Here is a 22,878-nt window from a genome sequence, read left to right on the forward strand (position 1 = left end):
GCCGCGCGCCCATCGTCAGCGCGGGGCGTCCAGCGATAGCCGTCCAAACGCATACAACGGTCCGTCGCCAGTCGCGTTGAAGGCCAGGCAGAGGTCGTGCGTGCCCTGCTGGCGCTCGAAGCACGCATCGAGCGCGAAGCGGCGTGGCGTGGTGCTCGGGTCGGGCAGTGGCAGGGTGGCCAGGATGTCGCCCTCGCAGCTGTCGCGACGGATCACCAGCTCGCCGAACGCGGTAGCCTTCGGCCGACGCACCACCAGCCGGGCCTCATGCGCGAGCGCATAGTTGTTGGGCAGCCGGGCCAGTTCGACGTGCAGCGCCTGCGCGCCATCCAGCGGCGCGGCGGGCCACACCTGGCATGCATTGAACAGATTGATCGTGTAGACCGGCCGTCGCGACGTGGCATCGGGCAGCGGCTGCACGCGCAGGCGGAACGGATTGCCCGGACAGTTGACCAGCGTGTTGCCGTCGCGCGCATACAGGTCCGCCGCGTGGAAACTGCGCACGCGCCGCGCCAGGATGCTGCCATCCGGCGCGAAGGTGGTGGCGCGCACGGTCAGCGGCAGCGTCACCGCCAGCGGCTTTTCGTAGGCCGGTGAACCCGGATTGGGCGCGCTTCCGTCCAGCGTGTAGCGCATGGTGCCGAAGCCGGACTGGTTGCCCAGCGTGAGCGTCGTCCTGCCATGGGCACGCGCGGCCCCTTCGTCGATCGTGATGGACGGCGCGAAGGCACTGTCGGCCCAGGTGATACCCGCGCGGCGGTAGCGCTCCAGTTGCTTTGGCAGCCGTGCGAGGAAGCCTTTCCAGTCGTGGCGCGCCGGCGGCGTCCACAGCACTTCGGATAGGGCATCCAGGCGCGGGAACACCATGTATTCGACATGCCGCATGCCCGGCATGTGCTCGGTCCAGACATTGGCCTGCGCGCCGAGGATGTGCCGCACCTGCGCCGCATCGAGCGCGGCCGGCACCGGTTCGAACGCGTAGATGTCGGCCAGGCTCCTGGGCGGGATGCGCCCGGTGGTCTCGTCGTCGCTGCCGCTCTGGAGCTGGTCGAAGTAGAGGTCCGGCGAGGGCGAGAGCACGACGTCGTGGCCGAGCTTCGCCGCATCGACCGCGCCTTCGGTGCCGCGCCAGGACATCACCATTGCGTCGCCCGGCACGCCGCCCTGCAGGATCTCGTCCCAACCGATCATGCGGCGCCCGTGCCGTTTCAGATAACTCCCCAGGCGGGCCATCATCCAGCTCTGCAGCTCGTCCTCGGTCTTCAGGCCCAGCGCCTTCATGCGCGCCTGCACCGCGAGCGAGGCCTGCCACTGGTCCTTCACCGCCTCGTCGCCACCGAGGTGGATCCAGCGCGAGGGAAACAGCGTCATCACTTCGTCGAGCACGCTCTCCAGGAAATGGAGCGTGGGCTCGTCGACGTTGTACAGCGTGGTGTTGACGCCCCAGTCCGTCGACACCGCGATGCGCTTGCCGGTGACGCCGAACTGCGGATACGAGGCGACCGCCGCGGTGGCGTGCCCGGGCAGGTCCAGCTCCGGCACGATGGTGATGCCGCGCGCGGCGGCGTAGGCGACCAGCGCGCGGATGGTCTCCTGGGTGTAGTAACCGCCGTAGCGCGCCGGCTCACCGTCCTCGCCCGCGGCCGGCGGCGTGCGCCACGCGCCGACGCGCGTGAGCTCGGGCCAGCGCTTGATCTCGATGCGCCAGCCCTGGTCGTCGGTCAGGTGCCAATGCAGCACGTCCAGTTTGTGCAGCGCCATCTGGTCGATCAGTGCGCGGATCTCGTCCGGGGTCTGAATGTGCCGGACCGAGTCGAGCATCAGTCCGCGCCAGGCGAAGCGCGGCGCGTCGGCGATGTGCAGCGCGGGGACTGCACTCTGCCCGGCCTCGTCCAGCAACTGGTAAAGGGTGACGGCGCCGTGCAGCAGCCCCGCGTCGTCCGCGCCGACGATGCGGATGCCATCGACACCGACGTCCAGCGTGTAGCCGCCGATGGCAAGACCGGCATGCACATCGCGCACCAGCGCGATGGCGCCCGCGATGGGCACGCCCTCGGCCAGGGCAAGGCGGGGCCCGTGCGTGCGGGCCAACTGGGACATCAGGAATTCGGCGGCATGGCGCGCACCGTCGTCATGGGCGGGGATGCGCAACGGCGTGACCGATGCCAGCCTGAACTGGCCGTGGGCCAGGCTCAGCTGCGCGGGTCGCGGGATAAGCGAAGGTTCGCCCGCTGCCGCGGAGGCGGAGGAGGCGGCCAGGCCCAGGAGCAGGCCGAGTAGCAAGCGATGCATGCGTGGGCTCCGTGGCAAAAAGCGGACCCGGCAAGCCGCCGGGCCCGGGCGGGGAGTTTGCCAAACTCCAAGTGATCGGGATGCGGGCGGACCGCTCCTGGCGGTCCGCCCTCGCCCACCTTCTCCCGAGGGAGAGGGTTTCCAGCGCGCGTCAGAACTTGAAGCGCAGGTTGAGGTAGTACTGCCGGCCGTTGACGTAGAACGCGTACGGCTGCTTCCCGTAGGCGGCGTTCTGCGTGTAGTACTTGAGCTTGGGGTTGTTGAGGTTCATCGCATCCAGCGAAAGCGACATCCAGTCGGTCAGCTGCACGCCGAACGACGCGGCGAGGTTGCCGATGCCCTGCTGGTAGAACGTGTCGGTGCGGCTCACGCCGGCATAGAACTCCGAGCGGTAGGTGTAGCTGACGCGCGCGTTGAAGCGCTGGTTCTCGAAGTAGCCCGAAACGTTGTAGGTGTTCCTCGAGGTGCCCTGCAGCGGCACGTCGCCGGTGGCGTGGGCGTCGGCGTAGGTGTAGTTGGCCTGCACGCCGAAGTTGTCGCCGATCGGCTGGATGTAGTTGAGCTCGACGCCGCGCACCTTGCCGTCGACGTTGTGCGGCACGCTGATCAGGTAGTCGGCGAAGACGTCCTGGCCCGCCGCGTTGCTGGCCTGCATGTCCTTGAAGGTGCGCACCTCGTTGCCGAAGTTGACGTAATCCTTCAGGTTCATCGCGTACACGCCGGCCGAGACCAGGCCGCGCGGCGAGAAGTACCACTCCAGCGCGGCGTCGAAGTTGCTCGACACCAGCGGCTTGAGCTTCGGGTTGCCGCCGCTGCCGGTGTGGGTCAGGTCGTCGGCGGAGACGTAGCCGGCCAGGGCGGAGTAGTCCGGCCGGGTCATCGTCTGCGAGGCGGCGAAACGCAGCAGCACGTCATCGGTGAGGGCGAACTTCAGGTTCGCGCTGGGCAGGAACTTGTCGTAGCTGGTCTGGTAGGTGTTCCAGTAGTAGTCGCCGAAGGCCGAGCCGGTGATCGGGCCGGTCACGGTGGTGGCTTCGGCATCGGGCGCGGTACTGGTGTAGCCGATGTTTTCCTTGGTCTTGACGTAGCGCACGCCGACGTTGCCGCTGGCGATGCCGGACTGGAAGTTCAGCTGCAGGTACGCGGCCGAGTCCTTCTCCTCGACCTTGTAGACGTCGTTGAAATAGAAGCGCGAGACCGGATCGCGGTTGGCGAAGGCGTCGTCGATCGCCGCCAGCTGGCCCGGCGTCCAGTACCAGATCGGGCCGGGGAAGCTGCCACCGAGCGAGCTGCCGAAGTCACCCGGGTAGTGCTGCACGCCGGTCGGGTACGCCGCCGGATCGGTCCAGTTGGTGGCGAAGTTCGGGCCCTGCGCGATCTCGCTCGGGTTCTGCCGGGTGTGCTTGGCGTAGCGCGCGCCGAACTGCAGCGAGCTGATGGCGCCGTCGTCGAACGCCAGTTCGCCGTCGAACTGCGCCCAGTCCTCCTTGTCCTTCACCTTGATGCCCTGGCCGCCGAAGATCCAGCCCATGTCGGGACGGATGCCCGAGGTCGAGCTGTTGTCGCCGCCGAGGGTCCAGTTGATCGGCTTGTCAAGCCCGCGCATGTCCCAGCTGGCGCCTGCGCCGACCGCGGTTCCCAGTTCCATCACGTCCTGGGTCGGGCTGGAGCCGGTGCCGCGGGTGGTGCCGACCTGGCCCTTGAGCGTGAGGTGGTCGGTGACGCGCCAGTCGGCATCCAGGGTCAGGTACTTCGATTCGGACTGCGCGCCCGGGCGCGAGATCTGGTCGTACACGCCGTACGCGCCGGTGCCGCCGCTGATCGAGCCGCTGGTGACCACGTTGTTGTCGATCGAACCCGGGGTCAGCACGCCACCGTTGGCCAACGCACTGCTGGCCCACATCATGTAGTTGCGGTTGAAGTTGTCGGCCTTGAGCTTGGAATAGAAGCCGTTGAGGTCGAGCGTAACGTTGTCGGTCGGCTTGAACTCGATGTCGATCACGCCACCCTTGCGCTCGCGCTGCTGGGTGAACAACACGGCGCCGATTTCGTTGGGGTAATAGACGGTGTTGCCGCCGATGGTGGTGGGCAGGTAGCCGCCGACCACTTCCTGGCCGTTGCGCTGCAGGCTGCGCTTCTCGTAGAAGGCCTGCACCATCACGCCGGCGGTGCCGCCGTCGTTCTTCCAGTTGAACAGGCCACTGAACTGCGGCTTGGTATCGCCCGGCAGGTCCGAATACACGCCGCCGATCGACGCTTCGGCCGTCATCGGCTTGGCGAACTCCAGCGGCTTGCGCGTGATGATGTCGACCGAACCGGCGCTGCCGCCCTCGACCAGGTGCGCCTCGGAACTCTTGTAGACCACCACCTGGTTGACGATTTCCGACGGCAGCAGGCTGTAGCTGACGCTGCGGCCGACGGTCTGCACCTGGCTCAGCACGAACCAGTCGCCGGTGCCGATGGAATGGCCGTTGACCAGGGTCTGGGTGAGGCTGGGCGCGGTGCCGCGCAGGCTCACGCGGTCGCTCTCGTCGAAGCCGCCTTCGCTGGCGCTGGAGGAGCTGATGTTCACGCCGGGCAGGCGCTGCAGCGTGTCGGCGACGTTCTTGGCCGGCAGCTTGCCAATGTCTTCGGCGGTCACCACTTCGACGTGCGAGTCGAAGGCCTTCTTGGTTTCCAGCGACTCGGTTTCGGCATTGCGGATGCCGGTGACGGTGACGGTGCCCAGCTGCTTGACCTTGTCGCGGTCGGTGCGCTGGGTACTGGCGTTGTCGCCCGTGGGCGTGGCGTCCTGGGCGTGCAGCGCGCCGGCCAGGCAAAGGCTGGCGACGATGCTTGCGGCTAACAGCGTCTTGCGGTGTGACATGGTGCTCCCCTCCAGTCGGATCAGCAGCACGCGCGTCGCGGTGATGCTGGTTGGTTGCAAGGGCTTGCGCCCGTTTGTTATGCGGTCTCGAAGCTCACCCGGGCTCGACGTGGCCGGCCAGTGCCAGGCCAGCCGCGCCGATCACGCCGTGCTGGCCGTGCTCCATCAGTCGCACGGGAACCTGCTGCAGGTACGGGCGCATCACGCCCTTGTTGAAGAAGCGCTCGCGGAAGCGGCTGGCGAGCAGCAACTGGCGGATCTGCGGCAGGATCCCGCCGGCGAGGAACACTCCGCCGCGCGCGCCATAGAGCAGCACCAGGTCGCCGACGAAGCTGCCGAGCAGGCCGCAGAACACCTCCATCGCCTCGACCGCCGCCGCGTCACTTTGCATCAGTGCCGCGTGGGTGATCGCGCTGGGCTCGGAAAGCCCGGCGGGCGTGCCGCGCAGCGTGCTGATCGCGCGGTAGAGGGTGCGCAGGCCCGGGCCGGACAGCGCGTGCTCGAAGGCGACATGCGGCCGCTCGCGCGCAAGCAGGCGCAGGATCTCGATCTCGCGCTCGTTGCCGGGCGCCAGCGCGATCTGCCCCGCCTCGGTGGCGAGCACGGTCGCGTGCGGCTGGCCCGGCAGCAGCACCGCCGAACCCAGCCCGGTGCCCGGCCCCATCACCAGCACCGGCCCGCGCTGCGGCGGCGCGCTGGTCTGGATCACCGGCAGCGTGTCGGCGTCGGTCAGGAACTGGGTCGCCCAGGCGACTGCCTCGAAATCATTGATCACCGCCAGATGGTCCAGCGCCAGGGTTTCGCGGATGTCGCGGATCGACACCGGCCAGGCGAGGTTGTCGTTGACGATGGCGTCGTCCAGCACGTAACCGGCGCTGGCCACTACGCACTGGTCGATCGGCGCAGGGGCGTCCAGGTAGGTGACGAAGTGCTGCAGCACCGCGGTGAGGCTCGGCCATTCGGCGCAGGCATAGCGCTGGTAGCGCAGCACGGTGACCGGGCTGGCGCCGTTGGGCTTGCGACTGAGCAGGCCCACGCGCGCGTGCGTGCCGCCGACGTCGGCGGCGAGCAGCAGGCATTCCTGCGGCACGCGCTGCGGTGCAGTCCTCGAGTTGGCGACCTCGGCCACGACTCCTCCCTTTGCACTTGGCCCGGCGTCGCTGGACGTCGGCGGGGGCGGAGTCTGGACAGCCATGACAACGTTGTCAACGCGTTTCGGCGGCATTTTCGGAAAGCCGGTTTACGCGCCGCAGCATGGATCGCCAAACTCATTGCCGCGGCATATGAAAAACGCGCCATGGGGCCGCTATATCGCTCACTTCGGACGCTTTTCTCCGGCCCGGACCGCGATGCCGCACTGCGTCAGGGACAGGGCGAACCGGCCATTGGTCGGGGTCACGAATGGATGCTCTGGAAAGGCGTGTGACAGACATAAATTGACAACGATGGCCAGCGAGGCCATAAAGCCGGCCGGGGGAGCGCCCGCTGACGGCGCTCGCATCGCCATGCGTTTGCCTGACGGGAGCCGTCCATGTCGTCCACCACGCTTGCGACCGATCAACCCACGCCTTCGACGCTGGGGCCGATGCTGGTGATCGGGCTCTTGTTCTTCATCTTCGGCTTCGTGACCTGGCTCAATGGGCCGTTGATCGCCTTCGTCAAGCTGGCCTTCCAGGTGGAGGACGTCTACGCGTTCCTGGTGCCGTTCGCCTTCTACATTTCCTACTTCGTGTTCTCGCTGCCGGCGTCGATGGTGCTGCGGCGCACCGGCATGAAGAAGGGCATGGCGCTCGGGCTCTTCGTGATGGCGATCGGCGCGATGGCGTTCGGCCAGTTCGCCACCATGCGCATCTTCGCCGGCGCGCTGGTGGGCCTGTTCGTCATCGGCGCGGGCCTGTCGTTGCTGCAGACGGCATCCAATCCCTACATCAGCATCCTGGGGCCGATCGAGAGCGCGGCGCAGCGCATCGCGGTGATGGGGATCTGCAACAAGGTCGCCGGCATCCTGGCGCCGATCCTGATCGGCTCGCTGGTGCTGGCGGGCATCGGCGACATCGACATACAGGTCCACGCGGCAGCCACGCCGCAGGCGCGCGAAGCGCTGCTGGATGCATTTGCCGCGAAGATCCATGCACCCTACCTGGGCATGGCCGCGCTGCTGGCGCTGCTGGCGATCTGGATCGTGCGCTCGTCGCTGCCGGAGATCCGCCCGGCCAGGGCCAACCGCGAGCAAACGGAGGATGCCGGCAGCAGCATCCTGGCCTTCCCGCACCTGTGGCTGGGCGTGCTGTGCCTGTTCGTGTACGTGGGCGTGGAGGTTATGGCAGGCGACGCGATCGGCACGTACGGCGCCGGCTTCCACCTGCCGCTGGACCAGACCAAGTTCTTCACGGCCTTTACTCTGGGTGGGATGCTGCTCGGCTACGTGGCAGGACTGGTGCTGATCCCGCGCGTGATCTCGCAGCAGCGCTATCTCGCCGTATCGGCCGTGCTTGGCGTGCTGTTCAGCGTGTGCGCCTATCTCAGCAGCGGCTATGTCTCGGTGGGTTTCGTGGCGGCGCTGGGGTTCGCCAACGCGATGATGTGGCCGGCGATCTTCCCGCTCGCGATCAATCGCCTGGGTCGCCACACCGAAGCGGGTTCGGCGCTGCTGATCATGGGCATCGCCGGTGGCGCCGTGGTGCCGCAACTCTTCGCGCACCTTAAGACCCATTACGACTTCCAGCTGGTGTTCGCCGCGCTGATGGTGCCCTGCTATCTCTACATCCTGTTCTACGGCCTGCGCGGCCATCGCGTGGGGCTGCGTGACGGCGATGGCGCGCGTCCGCAGTGAAGGCACCGCCACGCCGGCGTGGCGGTGGGCTAGGATGGCGCGCCAGCCCTGCGGAGAACCCGTCGTTGCGTCACGCCACCATCAAGGACGTCGCCAAGCGCGCCGGCGTGTCGCTGAAGACCGTATCGCGGGTGATCAATCGCGAAGCCTCGGTACGCGAGGACACGCGCGAGAAGGTCGAGCGGGCGATCGAGGCGCTGGGCTACCGGCCGAACCTCTCCGCGCGCAGCCTGCGCGCGGCGCATTCCTATGCGATCGGGCTGGTCTACGACAACCCGAACGCGCACTACGTCATCAGCATGCAGAACGGCGTGCTGTCGGCCTGCCGCGAGCGCGGCTTCGGCCTGCAGATCCATCCCTGCGATTCGACCTCGCCGCAACTGGCCGACGAGCTGTGCGCACTGGTGCGCCGCTCCCGCCTGGCCGGCCTGGTGCTGGCGCCGCCGATGTCCGAGCAGCCGCAGCTGATCGCCACGCTGAAGGCGCACGACATCGCCTTCGTGCGCATCCTGGCGGCGCGCACCGATCCGGCCGACGGTTCGCCCTGCGTGTGGGTGGACGACCGCGACGCGGCCTATGCGATCACCGAGCACCTGATCCAGCTTGGCCACACGCGGATCGGATTCCTGTGGGGCGAGCCGCATCATCGTTCCAGCCCGGAGCGTTACCAGGGCTATGCCGACGCGCTGAAGGACTACGGCATCGCGCTCAACAAGAAACTGATCCTGCCTGGGCGCTACGCGTTCGACGACGGCTTCCGCGGGGCGCGCAAGCTGCTGGCGCTGAAGGAGCCGCCGACCGCGATCTTCGGCAGCAACGACGAGATTGCTGCCGGCGTGCTGGCGGCGGCGCGGTCGGCCGGGCTGGACGTGCCGTGGGATCTGTCGATCGCCGGCTTCGAGGACAACCCGTTTTCCAAGCAGGCCTGGCCGGCGCTGACCACCGCGCGGCAGTCGACCGCCGAAATCGGGCGGCATGCGGCGTTGCGCTTGATGGCCGAACTGCAGCAGGGCGAATCGGCGCCGGATACGGAAAACGAAGGCTTCGTGCCCGAGCTGGTCGTGCGCGGGTCGACGGCGCCGCCGCGGAAAGGTTGAAGCCGCCCGTTCCGGGCAGGCATACCGCCCCTCACATCTGCACCTTCGCTTCCCTCTCCCGGCGGGAAAGGGAACGCACATCCGTCCGTCCCCGGAAATTCCATGAAATCACCCCGTGACACCCTGATGTACCAGGAGGCGCAGTCGGCCGCCGAAGTGATCGCGCACCAGCTCGCGGCCAATGCCGGGCTGCTGGCCGAGCTCGGCGAGCGGCTGCGCGCGCAGCCGCCTCGCTGCATCGTCACCTGCGCGCGCGGCAGCTCCGACCACGCCGCCGCCTACACGAAGTACGTGTTCGAGACGCGCCTCGGCGTGGTCACGGCGTCGGCCTCGCCGGCGGTGAGTTCGATCTACGACGCGCCGCTGCAACTGGACGGCGCGCTGTTCCTGGCGATCTCCCAATCGGGCAAGAGCCCGGACCTGCTGCTCAGCGCGCAAGCGGCCAGGGCGGCCGGCGCGCAAGTGGTGGCGCTGGTCAACGACACCGACTCCCGGCTCGCGCTGTTGGCCGACACGGTGGTGCCCTTGCACGCCGGTCCCGAGCGTAGCGTCGCGGCCACCAAGAGCTACCTGGGCACACTCTCGGCAGTGCTGCAGCTGACCGCCTGCTGGAGCGGCGACGAGGCGCTGCACGGTGCGCTCGACCGGCTGCCCGGCGACCTGCGCCAGGGTTGGGAGGCGGACTGGGGCGCGCTCGGCGAGGGCCTGCTCGAGGTACACAACCTGTTCGTGGTCGGCCGCGGCTACGGCTTCGGCGCCGCGCTCGAAGCCGCATTGAAGTTCAAGGAGACCTGCGGCCTGCACGCCGAGGCCTTCAGCGCGGCGGAGGTGAAGCACGGGCCGATGGCGCTGGTCGGCGCCGGCTTCCCCATGCTGGTGTTCGCGCAGGAAGACGGCTCGCTGGAGGGCACCCTCGCCGTCGCCGCCGAGTTCCGCGCGCGGGGCGCGCGGGTCTGGGTGGCCGCGCCCGGCGCGAGCGGCCCCGACGCATTGGCACTGCCGGCCGGCGTGCCGGCAATCACCACGCCGCTGCTCGCCGTGCAGAGTTTCTACCGCGCAGCCAGCGCGCTTTCACTGGCGCGCGGCTACGATCCGGATGTTCCGCCGCACCTGCGCAAAGTCACGGAGACGTTGTGATGCTTCAGTCCCTGCTCGCCCTGGTCCACGGTCGCGTGCTGACCGACGAGGGCCTGCGCGAGGACGTCGTGGTGCTCGTGCGCGAAGGCCACGTGCTCGCGCTGGTCGCGCCCGACGATCCGCGCGTTGCGCAGGCGCAGCGCCACGACCTGGGTGGCGCGCTGCTGCTGCCCGGCTTCATCGACGTGCAGGTCAATGGCGGCGGCGGGCTGCTGTTCAACGACGCGCCCACGGTGGAGACACTGCGCGGCATCGCCCAGGCCCACCGGCGCTTCGGCACCACCGGCCTGCTGCCCACGCTGATCACCGACACCGCCGCCAAGATGCGCGCGGCGCTCGAGGCGATGGACGCGGCGATCGCGCAAGGCGTGCCGGGCATCCTCGGCATCCATCTCGAAGGCCCGTTCCTGGCCCCCGCGCGCAAGGGCATCCACGACGCTTCGCTGTTCCGCACGCCCGACGCCGACGACCTGCTCGCGCTCACCGCGCCACGTCGTGGCGTGGTCATGCTGACACTCGCGCCCGAACAAGTGGAACCGGCAGTGATCGCGCGCCTGGCCGAGGCCGGCGTGCGCGTGGTCGCCGGCCACACCGCCGCCGACTACGCCACCACGCGCGCCGCGCTCGATGCCGGCGTGTGCGGTTTCACCCACCTTTACAACGCGATGACCCCGCTCACCAGCCGCGAGCCGGGCGTGGTCGGTGCGGCGCTGGACGATCCGGCCAGCTGGTGCGGGCTGATCGTGGACGGCCATCACGTGCATCCAGCCTCGCTGCGCATCGCCATCAACGCCAAGCCGCCGGGCAAGTGCGTGCTGGTCACCGACGCGATGCCGCCGGTGGGGAGTGCGCGTGCCGAGTACGTGCTCAATGGCCAGACCATCGTCGCGCGGGGCGGCATCTGCATGAACGACTCAGGCGTGCTCGCCGGCAGCGCGCTGGACATGGCCGGCGCCGTGCGCAACACCGTCAACCTGCTCGGGCTTCCGCTGGCCGAGGCCTCGCGCATGGCCAGCGCCTATCCCGCCGAGTGGCTGGGACTGGAACAGACCCACGGCCGCATCGCGCCCGGCCAGCGTGCCGACTTCGCCGTGCTGGACGACACGTTGCACGTGCGCGAGACCTGGATCGGCGGCGAGCGCCGGGCCGCGTGACCGCTCTTTCTGCCCACTGACGCCAGTCCGGCTGCCGCAACGACCGCGAGGCGATCCAACGAACAACCCGGGCCACCGTCCGGAGGCCGCAGGCTTGCATCCCGTCCCGGCGGACCGAAACCGCTACGGTCGCGACGGCGCGAGTCCCGCGGACTGCAGGTCGCTGCCGGCGATGCGCAGGCTGCGCGCGAGGTACTCGCGCAGCGCCGGATCCAGCGGCTCGGGCGCGGCGCCACCCAGATGGCGATGCAGCATCAGCACGATCAGGTAGAGCTGTGCTTCGCGCGCCACCGGATCGGCGTTGGAGTGCCCGGCATCGGCATCGACCAGCAGGCTCACGTCCTTGCCAAGTTGCTTCAGCCGTGCGGCGTAGCCCAGCACGCCTCGGATGGCCACGCGCCGGTCCTCGCCGCCCGCGTACAGCAACAGCGGTCGGTTCATTTGCTGCGCGTGGGCCAGCGGCGACTGCGCGTGCAGGCGCGCCATGGTGGCCGCATCGCGCGGGTCGAGCGAGAGCGCCGCGAGCCAGGATCCGAACGGGATGTAACGCGCCAGCGCCAGCGACTCGGTGGTGCGCCCGACCCAGTCCAGGACCCAGGCGAAGTCCGGCGGCGGCACCATCGCCACGCCGACCTTGAACAGCTGTGGCTGGAACGTGACACCCAGCAGCGTGCTGTAACCGCCGAAGGACGCGCCGATGATGCCCACGCGGTCGGCATCGCCGATGCCCCGGCCGAGCAGCCAGCGCGTGCCTTCGACAATGTCCTGCTGCACGCGCCCGTTGCCGAAATCGCCCTGCGCCGCCATCGAATAGCGCCGGCCCAGGCCGGTGGACCCGCGGAAATTCGGTTCGAACACCGCGTAACCGCGGTTGACCAGCGCCTGCACGAAGCCGCCGCCGAACTCGTCCGGACGCGAGGCGTTCCAGGGCCCGCCGTGCACCAGCACCACCAGCGGCAGGCGGGCCGGGTCCACCCCGGGCGGCAGCCACACGAAACCGTGCAGGCGCATGCCGTCGGAGGCAATCCATGCGAGCGGCAGCTTGCGCGGCATCGCCGTCTCGGGCAGCCATTGCGCGGGACGACCGTCGCGATCGGCCAGCGGGGGAAAGGCGAGGATGTCGCGCAACCCGCCAGTGCGCACGTCGTACAGATGCCAGCGCGCACCGTGCAGGGTGCTGGCCTGCTCCTCGACGAGCCAGTGCGTAGCGCCGATGGCGACCTCCAGGTTGCGCCCCGGATAGCGTGCCTGAAGCTTGTCCAGTGCGTCTTGCGCCGCCGCGTCGAGCCCATGGCTGGCCGCCACGGTGCCGCGGTAGCTGGCGATGCGCGGCGTGCCGTCGACCGGGTCGAGCGCGAGCGTGTCCAGGTCGGCCTCGCCACGCGGGTCCTCGTGCAGCGTGGTGAGCATGCCATCCGGCTCGAGCCGGCGCAGGCCGTCGAAACCGTCGCCGAGATCGCTGCGCAGGAGCAGCCGTCCCTGCGCGTCGGCCAGCGGCAGCGGCGCGCAACGATGCAGTCGGGTACAGCGCAGGACCTCGTGCAGCTCACCGGATGCATCGACGCGGTGGAACACCAGCGCCGCACCTTCCACGCGCTCGACGAAGGCCAGTCGTCCGCTGCGCTCGAGCGTGGCATCGACCAGTTGCCGCGCGTCTTCCCGCAGCAGCGTCCGATGCCCCTGCATGCCCACCCGCACCAGACGCCAGCGCTCGCGCGCGTCCGGCGAGGCCGGTACGCGCTCGCGCAGCAGCACCGCGGCCGGTTGCGACGGGTCGATACGCAACAGCTCGCGCTGCTCGCGCCCGCCCAGCGAGGCGACCAGCCGCGAACCGCCCTGACCCGCAGCCGCCACGGCGAACAGCTGGGTGGGTGAGGCGAGCACCAGCCAGCGGCCGTCGTGCGACCAGTCGATCTGGCGTGCATCGGTACCGCCCAGCAGGCGCCGGGGTTCGCCGCCGTCGGCCCGCAACACCCACAGGCTGCGGTGACCGGCTTGCTCGCGCAGGTAGGCGACCTGCCGCCCATCGGGCGACAGCGCCACGGCGGGAGTCGCGCTGCGGACCAGGAAGTCGGCGCGGGGGAAGCGCGGCGCGACCGGTCGGGCGCGTTCGCGCGCGACGGCCGCGGGGAGCGTGTCGTCGGCGGCGCGGCAAGGCAGCGCCGGCAGCAGGAACGGCAGGACGCACAGGAGGCGCAAAAGATGGATGGTCGAGCGCATGAGCGTCTCCTCGGGCGTCGGACGCTTCGTCGGTGGGTGCGAGGCAAGAGCGACCCCTCACCCCAACCCTTTCCCCCCTCTTCGATACGAGCAGGGGGAGAGGGAGCGGTTCCGGGCCAGGCGGGAACTGCGGGCTACGCGGCGGCCGGTTCCAGGCGCGTGCGGGGCACCGGTTCGCCGGCCGGATAGAGCAGCCACAGGCTGGCCAGCGCCGGCAGGCCGATCGCACCGCAGGCGACCACCCAGGCGACCTGCCCCGGCAACGACAGCGGGCGGCGGCGTACCAGCCCCAACGCTGCCAGCAACGCCGCCAGCATCAGCGCGCCGGCCAGCCACAGGATCGCTCGCGGCCTCGGCTCCGGGTTGGCGACCTGCATCGGATCGGGCGCGGCGAACAGGCCGGTCACGCCCTGGCGCAACGCATACAGCGCGGGCGAGGGCCACCACGACTGGTAACGGAACCATGCGGGGTAGTCGAACGCGATCGGCCGCCGCGCGGCGAGCGTGACGCGGCCGTCGTCGTGCACCCAGGTGACGGTCTGGTACGGCGCGGCGCCCGCCATCGTGTAGTCGTAGTTGGTGTACGCGTTGGAAACCAGGTAACCGTCGACCAGCTCGATCAGTTCCAGGTTGTGCAGGCCGCCGGGACCGCCGGGAATGGGCATGCGCTGGCGCGGACGGAGCAGGTTTTCGCTCGCCACTACGTCGCGGCCGTCGAAGAAATACAGCGCCCGGTTGCTCAGGGCGACCAGGTTTTCGCCCACCGGCGCGGTGGCGAGCAGCCATTCGCCGTCCGGCAGCCGGAGGCGCGGGAACACGCGGCCGGTTTCGCTCACGTAGTGGTAGAGCATGTTGCCGGCCAGCAGGCTGCGATCTTCCTTCGGCTGACCGGGGAGTCCGCGGGTGGCCACGGCCGGCGCCGGGAACGCCGCGTTGGCGCCGCCGACGCCGAGCGTACCGATGGCACGGCCGCCGGCGATGCGGTAGCCGGACAGGCGCATGCGGTCGTGGCTGAAGGTCCAGCGCACGCCGCGCGCCGGATCGTCGAAGTCGACCGGCGCGGCGTTGGTGAGCGCGCCGCGGACCGGCACCTCGTCGAGGTCCGGCGCGATCGCCACCACGTCCGACAGCGCCACCTGCTCGCGCCACAGCGGCGCTTCGGGTGCGGCACTGGCCGCCAGCCCGGCGAGCATGCGCCGCTGCGGCGTCATGCGCTCGGTTTCGTTCTGGCCGCCGCGCGGCGGTGTCTCGGTGTTGTTCGGATGGGTGCCCTGGACCATCCAGATCACCTGCGCGCCGACCTGCACCACCACGATGATGGCCACATAGACGGCCATTTGCAGCGGCAGGGCCAGCAGTACGGTCGCCCCCGCGCTTCGCGGCGGCGCCGACAGGTCCGGCTTGAACGACGCCACCGCCATCGCGGCAAGCCATGCCAGGGCGAAGACCTGCATCAGCAACGCCCACGCACCGCTGGCCTGGCTGGCGACCGGCACCAGCAGCAGCGCCAGCGCGGCGATCGCGCTGCGCGGGCGGCCCAGCATGCAGCAGGCACCGGCGAGGTAGCCGCAGGCGGCCAGCGACCATGCCGCCAGCGGCAGCAGCCAGTGGCGCAGGTCGACCACGCGCGCGGTAAGCCCGGCCTGGTAGGCGGCGGCCAGCAGCACCGGCAGCGCCACCGCGACCGCCAGCCACACCAGCCCCGCGCCGAGCAGCGCGGTGGCGATGCGCCCTGGTGCGAGCGGGCGGTGCAGCAGGTTGAGCCACACGTTCGGGCGGCGGTAGCTGCCCATCTGGTAAAGCCCCAGCAGCACGCCGGCCAGCACGTCGACACCACCGAATACGCGGTAGACGAAGATCGGCTGCTGGGCCAGGTCGACCAGGCGGGTGAAGAACAGCAGCACCAGCAGATGCACCGCGAACGCACCGAGCGCCCAGCCGCGGAAGCGCAGCAGCTCGGCCTGGATCAGGTCACGCGTGTCGCCCCTCCTCATGCCGCCGCCGGCATCGCGTGGTTCTTCGCCAGGAAGCCGTTGACCGCGCGGTCCAGGCTCACCGGCATGCTCTGCACCGTGCGCGCGCCGGCGCCGCGCAGGAATTGCGCGAACGCCTCGTCCTGGTCGAGCACCAGGTAGTGGTGCAGGCCGTCGATGCGCTGCACCTGCAGCAGGCCCGGCACGCTGGCCGGCGGCGGGCCGGCGAACGGGATGTCGGCGACCCAGTGCGTGACGCGCGCGCAGAACTCCTCCGGCGCCGACATGTGCGCGAGGCGCCCCCGCTCGAGGATGATCAGGTTCTCGGCGACGCGCTCGATCTCTTCCATCTGGTGCGAGCAATAGATCACCGTGCAGGATTCGGCGGCGCTGGAATACATCAGCGATTCGAGGAACGCGCGCTTGGCGACCACGTCCAGGCCCAGCGTGGGCTCGTCCAACACCAGCAGCTCCGGGCCCTGCGCCAGCGTCAGCGCGAGGTTGAAACCGGCGCGCTCGCCGCGCGAGAGCTGGCCGACCTTCTGCTCGGGCAGCACGTGGTAATGGCCGATCACCTCGTCGTACGCGCGCTGGTTCCAGCGCGGGTACTGGTGGCGCTGCATGGCGGCCACCGCCGAGACGCGCATCCAGCCGGGCAGCGTGTGTTCCTCGTTGACGAAGCCGATGCGCCCGCGATCCTCGGGCGTGAGCCGCTGGCTGTCGCGGCCCAGGATGCGCGCGCTGCCGCTGGTCGGCGGCAGGAAGCCGAGCAGGATGCGGAACAGCGTGGACTTGCCGGCGCCGTTGGCGCCGACGATGGCGTGGATGCGGCCGGCGGCGATGGAAAGGTCCAGCGCGTCGAGCGCGAGCTTGGCGCCGTAGCGCTTGGTCAGGGCGCGGGTTTCGATGACGTGGTCGGTCATGGCTCAAGGTCTCGGGACAGGTCAGGCGCTTTTGCGGGACAACACCTGCAGCGCGCGGTCCAGTCGCGACAGCGCGCGCTCGGGCGGGTAATCGAGCGCCGCCACCTCGTGCACGAAGGCCTGGATGGCCTCGTCCATGCGCCGATCGCGTTCGCCGTTGGAGAGCCGCTGGCGCGGCGTGGCGACGAACAGGCCCAGGCCCTGGCGCGACTCCAGCCAGCCTTCGGCGGTGAGCTCGGCGTACGCCTTCGCCACGGTGTTGGGGTTGATCGTCAGCTGCTGGGCCAGGCCGCGCACGCTGGGCAGCTGGTCGCCCGGACTGAGTTCCGCGGTGGCGATCTTCATGCGCACGCCGTCGACGATCTGCTTGCTGATCGGACGCGCATCGCCGGTGGCGATCTGGAGCATCAGGGCCTGGCTGCGGGGCATGGTCGTCTGTCCTGTCTGTACTGTGTGTAGTAGTACAGGCGTCTTTATGGCCTGTCAAGCGCCGTAGATGCGCTTCAAGCCACCATCGCCTCGGCACGAAGTTGCGGCGGACCAAAGCCCACCACTGCAAGTGGCCGCCGGGGCAGGACAGCGCAGCGCCGCCCTTCGCCCCGTCGATCTGCTACGTTCCCGGCCCTGCCCGTTTGCCGCTGGACGTTCCCGATGTCGCTCCGCCCGCTGTTGCCCCTGCTCGCCGCCGCCGCGCTCGCCGGCTGCGCCTCCAGCCCCACCACGCCCGCCGCGGCACCCGATGGCACCCGCGCGGACGTGGCGATCCTGGAGACCACCGACGTCCATGCGAACGTGCTGAGCTGGGACTACTTCAAGGCCAAGGACGACCCGACGGTCGGCTACGAGCGGGTCGCTACGCTGATCCGCCGGGCACGCGCCGAATTCTCCAACAGCTTCCTGTTCGACAGCGGCGACACCATCCAGGGCACCGTGCTGGCCGACTACCAGGCGATGGTCACGCCGCTGGGCTGCGCGCAGGAGCTGGCCATCTACCAGGCGATGGACGCGGTCGGCTACGACGGCGGCACCGCCGGCAACCACGAGTTCAACTACGGCCTGCCGTTCCTCTCGCAGGTCACCGGCACGCCGATGGAGATCGACGGCAAACGCACCACGCATTGCGCGGGCCCGCACTTCCCGCTGGTGCTGTCCAACGTGTTCGACGCCAAGAGCGGCAAGCCGATCTTCAAGCCGTGGACGATGGTGACGAAGACCATCGAGGCCTACAGCGCCGACGGCAGCCGCCTGCAGGTGCCGCTCAAGGTGGCGATCATCGGCTTCACGCCGCCGCCGATCCTCAAGTGGGACCAGCGCAACCTGCAGGGCAAGGTCACCGTCAGCGGCGTGGTCGAGGCGGCCCAGCGCTACCTGCCGCAGATCCAGGCAGAGCATCCGGACCTGGTGGTGGCGATCCTGCACGGCGGTCTCAACACCGCGCCTTACACCAGCGACATGGAGAACGGCGGCTGGTACCTGGCTGGCGTGCCTGGTATCGACGTGCTGCTGCTGGGCCACTCGCACACCGAGTTTCCGGGGCCGCGCTACGACGGCATGAAGGACGTCGACGCCAAGCGCGGCTTCGTGCGCGGCAAGCCGGCGGTGATGGGCGGCTTCTTCGGCAAAGACCTGGGCGTGATCAAGCTGGCGCTCGAACGACAGAGCGGTCGCTGGACCATCGACCGCGACGACACCCACTGCGAAGTGCGCCCGATCTGCCCGCAGAAGAACCGGTGCGTGCCGGCCGACCCGACGATCGCACCGCTGGTGGCGCAGGCGCACAATGCCACGGTGGCCTACGTGAACACGCCCATCGGCGAAGCGAAGCTGCGCCTGTCGAGCTATTTCTCCGACGAGGGCGACATGACCGCGCTGGCGGTGGTCAACGCCGCGCAGCGCGATTACGTGCAGCGTGAGCTGCCCAAGCTGCACCCGGAACTTGCCGGCGTGCCGGTGCTCGCCGCGGCGGCCGCTTTCCGCACCGGTTTCGGCGGTCCCGACGACTACACCGACGTGCCGCCGGGCCCGCTCACCCTGCGCAGCGCGGCAGACCTGTACTTCTATCCGAACACGCTCGCCGCGGTGAAAACCGACGGCGCGGGCGTGAAGGCGTGGCTGGAGACCTCGGCCGCGCGCTTCAACCGCATCGACCCGGCCACGCCCGGCGAGCAGGCGCTGATCAACACCCACGTGCCGGGCTTCAACTTCGACCAGATCCAGGGCGACCTCGCCTACGTGATCGACGTGAGCAAACCCGTCGGCGAGCGCATCGTGGAGCTCCGGTACCAGGGCAAGCCGGTGACGCCGTCGCAGCCGTTCATCGTCGCCACCAACAACTACCGCGCCAGCGGTGGCGGCAACTTTCCCGGGCTCGACGGCCGCAATATCGTGCTCGATACGACCGATGGCGTGCGCGAGATCGTAGCCGCCTGGCTCAAGCGCATCGGCACGCTCGATCGCGCCGAATTGCCCGGTACCTCGTGGCGCTTCGCAGCGCTGCAGACGCGGGGCGCGGTGACTTTCACCGCCGCCGCGGGCAAGCAGGCCATCGCCGCCGCCGACGGCGTGGCAGGCATCCGCCAGTTGCGCGAGAACGGCGACGGCACGGCGACGTACGCTATCGACCTTGCCGGACGCGTGCCGCCCAAGGTCGACGGCCAGCCGGCCCACCGTCGTCGCCATGCCGGCCACTGAGCCTTTCCCATCGGTCGCCAGTGCGTTCGCCCCCGCCTGCGTGGGCAACGTCGGCGTGGGCTTCGACATCCTGGGCCACACCCTCGCCGGCGCCGGCGACCGCGCGCAGGTCCGCCGCATCGACGAGCCGGTGGTGCGCATCGCCGCCATCGAGGGCGTGGTGCGCGACCTGCCGCTGGAGGCCGAACGCAATACCGCCGGCGCCGCGCTGCTCGCACTGCGCGCCGGTCGGGATCTTTCGCACGGCTTCGAGCTGACCCTGCACAAGGGCATCGCGCTGGGTTCCGGGATGGCCGGCTCGGCGGCCTCCTGCGTGGCCGCGCTCATCGCCGCCAACGCGCTGCTGGATGAGCCGCTCCCGCGCGAGGCGCTGTACGGCTTCGCGATGGACGGCGAGGCGGTGGCCAGCGGCGGGCGCCACGGCGACAACGTCGGCCCGCAATTGCTCGGCGGCCTGGTGCTCGCGACCGCCACGCGGCTGGTGCGCATTCCGGTGCCGGCGGCCTGGCATTGCGCGCTGGTGCACCCGCACTGCGTGCTGGAAACGCGCCGCTCGCGCGCGGTACTGGCCGGAAGTTATGCGCTGTCGGAATTCGTCGCGCAAAGCGCCAACCTGGCGCAGGTGATCGCCGGCTGCTGGCGCGCCGACGCGGCGCTGGTGCGCGAGGGTCTCAAGGACGTGCTGGTCGAACCGCGCCGCGCGCCACTGGTGCCCAATTTCGCCCGCGTGCAGCAGGCCGCGCTCGACCACGGTGCCCTGGGCGCCAGCATCTCCGGCGCAGGCCCCAGCGTGTTCGGCTGGTTCGAGGACGCGCACCGGGCGACCGCCGCCGCCGAGGCGATGCGCGCCGCGTTCGCCGACGCCGGCCTGGACAGCGACGTGCTGGTCGGCGCCATCGACGGCCCGGGCGCGCAGTTGCTCGCATGAGCGCACTGCGCTACCTGAGCACGCGCGGTCGGGCGCCCGCGGTCACCTTGAGCGAAGCGATCGCCGCCGGCCTGGCGCCGGATGGCGGGCTGTACGTGCCCGAACGCCTGCCGTCGATCGACCTGGCCGCGTTCGATCCGGACGGCGACCTGGCCGCCACCGCGACCACCCTGCTCACGCCCTTCTTCGCCGGCGATCCGCTGGCCGACGCCCTGCCCGCGATCTGCGCCGAGGCATTCACCTTCAATGCGCCGCTGCGCCCGCTCGCGCGCCCGGACGCGTCGTTGCTGGAGCTTTTCCACGGCCCGACCGCCGCCTTCAAGGACTTCGGCGCGCGCTTCCTCGCCGCCTGCCTGCGCCGGCTGCGCGACCCGGATGCGCCGCCGTTGACCATCCTTGTCGCAACCTCCGGCGACACCGGCGCCGCGGTGGGCGCCGCGTTCCACCAGCGGTCCGACCTTGAGCGCAGCGGCGTGCGCGTGGCGATCCTCTATCCGGACGGCCGCGTTTCGCCGCGTCAGGCGCACCAGTTGGGCAGCTTCGGCGACAACGTGCACGCATTGCGCGTGGCCGGCAGCTTCGACGATTGCCAGCGCTTGGTGAAGGCGGCCCTCAACGACGCCGGCCTGCAGCGCGAGGTACCGCTCAGTTCCGCCAACAGCATCAGCCTGGGCCGGCTGCTGCCGCAGATGAGCTACTACGCCCATGCGGCCCTGCGCTGGTGGCGCGCCCATGGCCGGCCGCTCGATTTCATCATCCCCACCGGCAACCTCGGCAACGCCATGGCCTGCGTCTGGACGCGCGGCATGGGCCTGCCCGTCGGCGACATCCGCCTGGCCTGCAACGCCAACGGCACGCTGCCGGACTTCTTCGCCGGCGCCGGTTACCGGCCGCGCGATGCCATCGCCACGCTGGCCAATGCCATGGACGTGGGCGCACCAAGCAACTTCGAGCGGCTGCGCTGGACTTTCGGTGGCGACGATGACGCCGTCCGCCACGCCCTGCGTGCCGCGAGCATCGACGATGCGACCATCCGCGCCACGCTGCTGCGCCACGCGCGCGACCACGACGAAGTGGTCTGTCCGCACACCGCTACCGCACTGGCAGTGCTCGACCGCGAGCCGCGAGGGGATGCGCGTCACTGGGCGGTGGTCGCGACCGCGCACCCGGCCAAGTTCGATGCGGTGCTGGAACCGCTGCTCGGCCACGCGCTCACGGTGCCACCGGCATTGGCCGCCATGCTCGAGCGTCCCGCGGTGGCGGCGCCGATGGGAGTCGACGAGCAGGCCCTCGGGCAGTGGTTGCGCAAGCTGGCCTGACCGTCCCCGCGATGCGGGGGACCACGAAAAGGTCGAGCGCCGTGCGGCGCACGCGACGAACGGCATCCGGCCGATCGGGCTATCCACGGAAAGGCGGCCAGTCCCGACGCTGCGTTTCGTCACTACGCGGTGCGGGTGGATACCGTGGCTGTGTGGTTGATGGGGCGCTGGAGGGACAGCGCGGGCGCGCAGCCAGCGCCCTGGCGCCGTTGGGCAACCCATCCGGACGTCTGGACGTCCGCAGTCGGCCGGCTCAGAACAGGTCGATGCTGCCGGTGCTCATCGGCTCGGCCACCAGCGCACCCTGGCGGACCAGTTCCTCGTAGCCGTGGGTGCGGTTGCGGCCGTGCTCCTTGGCGAAGTACAGCGCCTTGTCGGCGCGGTCGATCACCGTCTCGGGGTAATCGCCCATCGCGGCCAGCGCGTAGCCGACGCTGACGGTCACGTGGCCGACCTGCGGGAACAGGTAGCTTGCGACCCGTTCGCGGAAGCGTTCCAGCGCGCGGCGGGCCTCGGCCTCGTCGTGGCCGGCCAGCAGGATCACGAATTCCTCGCCGCCGAAGCGGAACAGCACGTCGCCCTGGCGGAAGCTGGCGCGCATCTGCTGTGCCAGCAGCAGGATCACCTCGTCGCCGTAGATGTGCCCGAAGGTGTCGTTGATGCGCTTGAAATGGTCGATGTCGAAGATCGCCAGCCACACGCCATCGGACGCGGCGCGGCCGGCGCGTCGTTCATCTTTTTCCCTGGCCGCGCCCGGGCAGTGGAACAGCCGCTGCAGGTGGCGTTCGAAGGTGCGCCGGTTGTACAGGCCGGTGAGCTTGTCGCGTTCGCTCTCGTTGAGCAGGGTGATGTAGTTGGCGTAGATCCGCGCGAAGCCTTCGGCCAGTGCGTGGGCCGCGTCCAGCGGAGCGTCGGATTCGAGCTGCAGCGCACCCAATGCGCGTCCTTCGTGCAGGATCGGCACGTACAGGCGATGGCCGTCGGCGTTCGCCTCGGCGTGGCTCTGCTGCCGGTCCATGCAGCGCCAGACCGGTGCCAGCTCGGGATCGTCCGCGGCCGGGGTGCAGGCGCGCAACGAGAACACGCCCTGCGCGTCGGCGGTGCAGCGCACCAGGCTTTCCACTTGCCGACCGTCGACCGCGCGCTTGCACAGAATGACCGCCCGGGCCGGTGCGAGCTCGGCCAGCGACAGCGCCAGGCTGTGGTCGAGCGCGTCGATGTCGCGGTGATGGGTGAAAGCGGCCACCGAGTCGAGCAGGCGTGCGTGCGCCGGCGCCATCGGGCTTCGTGAGGGCGGCGCAACCGCGGGGATGGCCCGAGCGGGCACGGCGTCCTGCGCGACGATGTCGTATGCCACGGACATGCCCGGCCTCCTGCGCAAAAGAAGCTCTCGCCTCGGGCCGTCGCTTGCACGACGGGTATCTTCGTCCGGGTTATCGGCCGCG

General features: G+C 70.0%; 15 protein-coding genes. 7 read left to right on the forward strand and 8 right to left on the reverse strand.

Annotation, left to right across the window (positions count from 1 at the left end; translation table 11 throughout):
* Positions 1-15 precede the first annotated feature (15 nt).
* The 3 genes from ACFWZ4_RS11880 to glk form a co-directional block, all read right to left on the reverse strand.
* On the reverse strand, positions 16-2,292 hold the full coding sequence (locus ACFWZ4_RS11880; RefSeq protein WP_439704882.1) for a beta-N-acetylhexosaminidase: 2,277 nt from the start codon (positions 2,290-2,292) through the stop codon (positions 16-18).
* A 151-nt stretch (positions 2,293-2,443) separates the two neighbouring features.
* On the reverse strand, positions 2,444-5,158 hold the full coding sequence (locus ACFWZ4_RS11885; RefSeq protein ID WP_439704883.1) for a TonB-dependent receptor: 2,715 nt from the start codon (positions 5,156-5,158) through the stop codon (positions 2,444-2,446).
* 94 nt (positions 5,159-5,252) lie between these two features.
* On the reverse strand, positions 5,253-6,287 hold the full coding sequence (gene glk / locus ACFWZ4_RS11890) for a glucokinase (RefSeq protein ID WP_439704884.1): 1,035 nt from the start codon (positions 6,285-6,287) through the stop codon (positions 5,253-5,255).
* Positions 6,288-6,689: 402 nt separating this feature from the next.
* On the opposite strand from glk, the gene ACFWZ4_RS11895 reads away from it, so the two are divergent.
* The 4 genes from ACFWZ4_RS11895 to nagA all read left to right on the forward strand — a co-directional run bounded on the left by ACFWZ4_RS11895 (position 6,690) and on the right by nagA (position 11,379).
* Positions 6,690-7,991: a sugar MFS transporter gene (locus ACFWZ4_RS11895; protein ID WP_439704885.1), complete on the forward strand. Its 1,302-nt coding sequence runs from the start codon at positions 6,690-6,692 to the stop codon at positions 7,989-7,991.
* A gap of 65 nt (positions 7,992-8,056) precedes the next feature.
* Positions 8,057-9,088: a LacI family DNA-binding transcriptional regulator gene (locus ACFWZ4_RS11900; protein WP_439704886.1), complete on the forward strand. Its 1,032-nt coding sequence runs from the start codon at positions 8,057-8,059 to the stop codon at positions 9,086-9,088.
* A 102-nt stretch (positions 9,089-9,190) separates the two neighbouring features.
* On the forward strand, positions 9,191-10,225 hold the full coding sequence (locus tag ACFWZ4_RS11905; RefSeq protein WP_439704887.1) for an SIS domain-containing protein: 1,035 nt from the start codon (positions 9,191-9,193) through the stop codon (positions 10,223-10,225).
* On the forward strand, positions 10,225-11,379 hold the full coding sequence (gene nagA / locus ACFWZ4_RS11910) for an N-acetylglucosamine-6-phosphate deacetylase (protein WP_439704888.1): 1,155 nt from the start codon (positions 10,225-10,227) through the stop codon (positions 11,377-11,379). Before ACFWZ4_RS11905 ends, nagA begins: the two co-directional genes overlap by 1 nt.
* Positions 11,380-11,502: 123 nt before the next feature.
* Here the strand turns inward: nagA and ACFWZ4_RS11915 are convergent, their stop codons facing one another.
* The 4 genes from ACFWZ4_RS11915 to ACFWZ4_RS11930 form a co-directional block, all read right to left on the reverse strand.
* Positions 11,503-13,599 (reverse strand): S9 family peptidase, encoded by a 2,097-nt coding sequence (locus ACFWZ4_RS11915; protein ID WP_439704889.1) that lies wholly within the window; start codon positions 13,597-13,599, stop codon positions 11,503-11,505.
* 134 nt (positions 13,600-13,733) lie between these two features.
* Complete coding sequence (locus tag ACFWZ4_RS11920) at positions 13,734-15,593, reverse strand: hypothetical protein (protein ID WP_439704890.1); 1,860 nt, start codon at positions 15,591-15,593, stop codon at positions 13,734-13,736.
* Positions 15,590-16,495, reverse strand: coding sequence for an ABC transporter ATP-binding protein (locus ACFWZ4_RS11925; RefSeq protein WP_439704891.1), 906 nt, complete (start codon positions 16,493-16,495; stop codon positions 15,590-15,592). Before ACFWZ4_RS11925 ends, ACFWZ4_RS11920 begins: the two co-directional genes overlap by 4 nt.
* Before the next feature lie 21 nt (positions 16,496-16,516).
* Positions 16,517-16,924 (reverse strand): GntR family transcriptional regulator, encoded by a 408-nt coding sequence (locus ACFWZ4_RS11930; RefSeq protein WP_439704892.1) that lies wholly within the window; start codon positions 16,922-16,924, stop codon positions 16,517-16,519.
* 222 nt (positions 16,925-17,146) lie between these two features.
* Here ACFWZ4_RS11930 and ACFWZ4_RS11935 point away from each other — a divergent pair, with 222 nt between their 5' ends.
* The 3 genes from ACFWZ4_RS11935 to thrC are packed head-to-tail and all read left to right on the forward strand — an operon-like array spanning position 17,147 to position 21,433.
* Entirely contained in the window at positions 17,147-19,186 is a 2,040-nt protein-coding gene (locus ACFWZ4_RS11935; protein ID WP_439704893.1) for a bifunctional 2',3'-cyclic-nucleotide 2'-phosphodiesterase/3'-nucleotidase, read from the forward strand.
* Positions 19,173-20,114 carry a homoserine kinase gene (locus ACFWZ4_RS11940; RefSeq protein WP_439704894.1) on the forward strand — a complete coding sequence of 314 codons (942 nt, stop codon included), beginning with the start codon at positions 19,173-19,175 and terminating at the stop codon, positions 20,112-20,114. The genes ACFWZ4_RS11935 and ACFWZ4_RS11940 overlap by 14 nt, the downstream gene beginning before the upstream one ends.
* On the forward strand, positions 20,111-21,433 hold the full coding sequence (gene thrC, locus ACFWZ4_RS11945; protein ID WP_439704895.1) for a threonine synthase: 1,323 nt from the start codon (positions 20,111-20,113) through the stop codon (positions 21,431-21,433). The genes ACFWZ4_RS11940 and thrC overlap by 4 nt, the downstream gene beginning before the upstream one ends.
* Before the next feature lie 253 nt (positions 21,434-21,686).
* On the opposite strand, the gene ACFWZ4_RS11950 is transcribed toward thrC, so the two are convergent.
* Positions 21,687-22,796, reverse strand: a complete 1,110-nt coding sequence (locus ACFWZ4_RS11950; RefSeq protein WP_439704896.1) for a diguanylate cyclase — start codon at positions 22,794-22,796, stop codon at positions 21,687-21,689.
* Positions 22,797-22,878: the final 82 nt, after the last annotated feature.

The organism is Frateuria sp. GZRe12 (genome assembly GCF_051900535.1).
Lineage (GTDB): Bacteria > Pseudomonadota > Gammaproteobacteria > Xanthomonadales > Rhodanobacteraceae > Frateuria_A.

Bases quoted from the DNA above. Each gene is read 5' to 3' on its own strand.
- ACFWZ4_RS11905 (WP_439704887.1), top strand. From the start codon at position 9,191: ATGAAATCACCCCGTGACACCCTGATGTACCAGGAGGCGCAGTCGGCC.
- ACFWZ4_RS11925 (WP_439704891.1), bottom strand. From the start codon at position 16,495: ATGACCGACCACGTCATCGAAACCCGCGCCCTGACCAAGCGCTACGGC.
- ACFWZ4_RS11930 (WP_439704892.1), bottom strand. From the start codon at position 16,924: ATGCCCCGCAGCCAGGCCCTGATGCTCCAGATCGCCACCGGCGATGCG.
- thrC (WP_439704895.1), top strand. From the start codon at position 20,111: ATGAGCGCACTGCGCTACCTGAGCACGCGCGGTCGGGCGCCCGCGGTC.
- ACFWZ4_RS11950 (WP_439704896.1), bottom strand. From the start codon at position 22,796: ATGTCCGTGGCATACGACATCGTCGCGCAGGACGCCGTGCCCGCTCGG.
- ACFWZ4_RS11880 (WP_439704882.1), bottom strand. From the start codon at position 2,292: ATGCATCGCTTGCTACTCGGCCTGCTCCTGGGCCTGGCCGCCTCCTCC.
- ACFWZ4_RS11920 (WP_439704890.1), bottom strand. From the start codon at position 15,593: ATGAGGAGGGGCGACACGCGTGACCTGATCCAGGCCGAGCTGCTGCGC.
- ACFWZ4_RS11935 (WP_439704893.1), top strand. From the start codon at position 17,147: ATGTCGCTCCGCCCGCTGTTGCCCCTGCTCGCCGCCGCCGCGCTCGCC.
- ACFWZ4_RS11885 (WP_439704883.1), bottom strand. From the start codon at position 5,158: ATGTCACACCGCAAGACGCTGTTAGCCGCAAGCATCGTCGCCAGCCTT.
- nagA (WP_439704888.1), top strand. From the start codon at position 10,225: ATGCTTCAGTCCCTGCTCGCCCTGGTCCACGGTCGCGTGCTGACCGAC.
- ACFWZ4_RS11895 (WP_439704885.1), top strand. From the start codon at position 6,690: ATGTCGTCCACCACGCTTGCGACCGATCAACCCACGCCTTCGACGCTG.
- ACFWZ4_RS11940 (WP_439704894.1), top strand. From the start codon at position 19,173: ATGCCGGCCACTGAGCCTTTCCCATCGGTCGCCAGTGCGTTCGCCCCC.
- ACFWZ4_RS11915 (WP_439704889.1), bottom strand. From the start codon at position 13,599: ATGCGCTCGACCATCCATCTTTTGCGCCTCCTGTGCGTCCTGCCGTTC.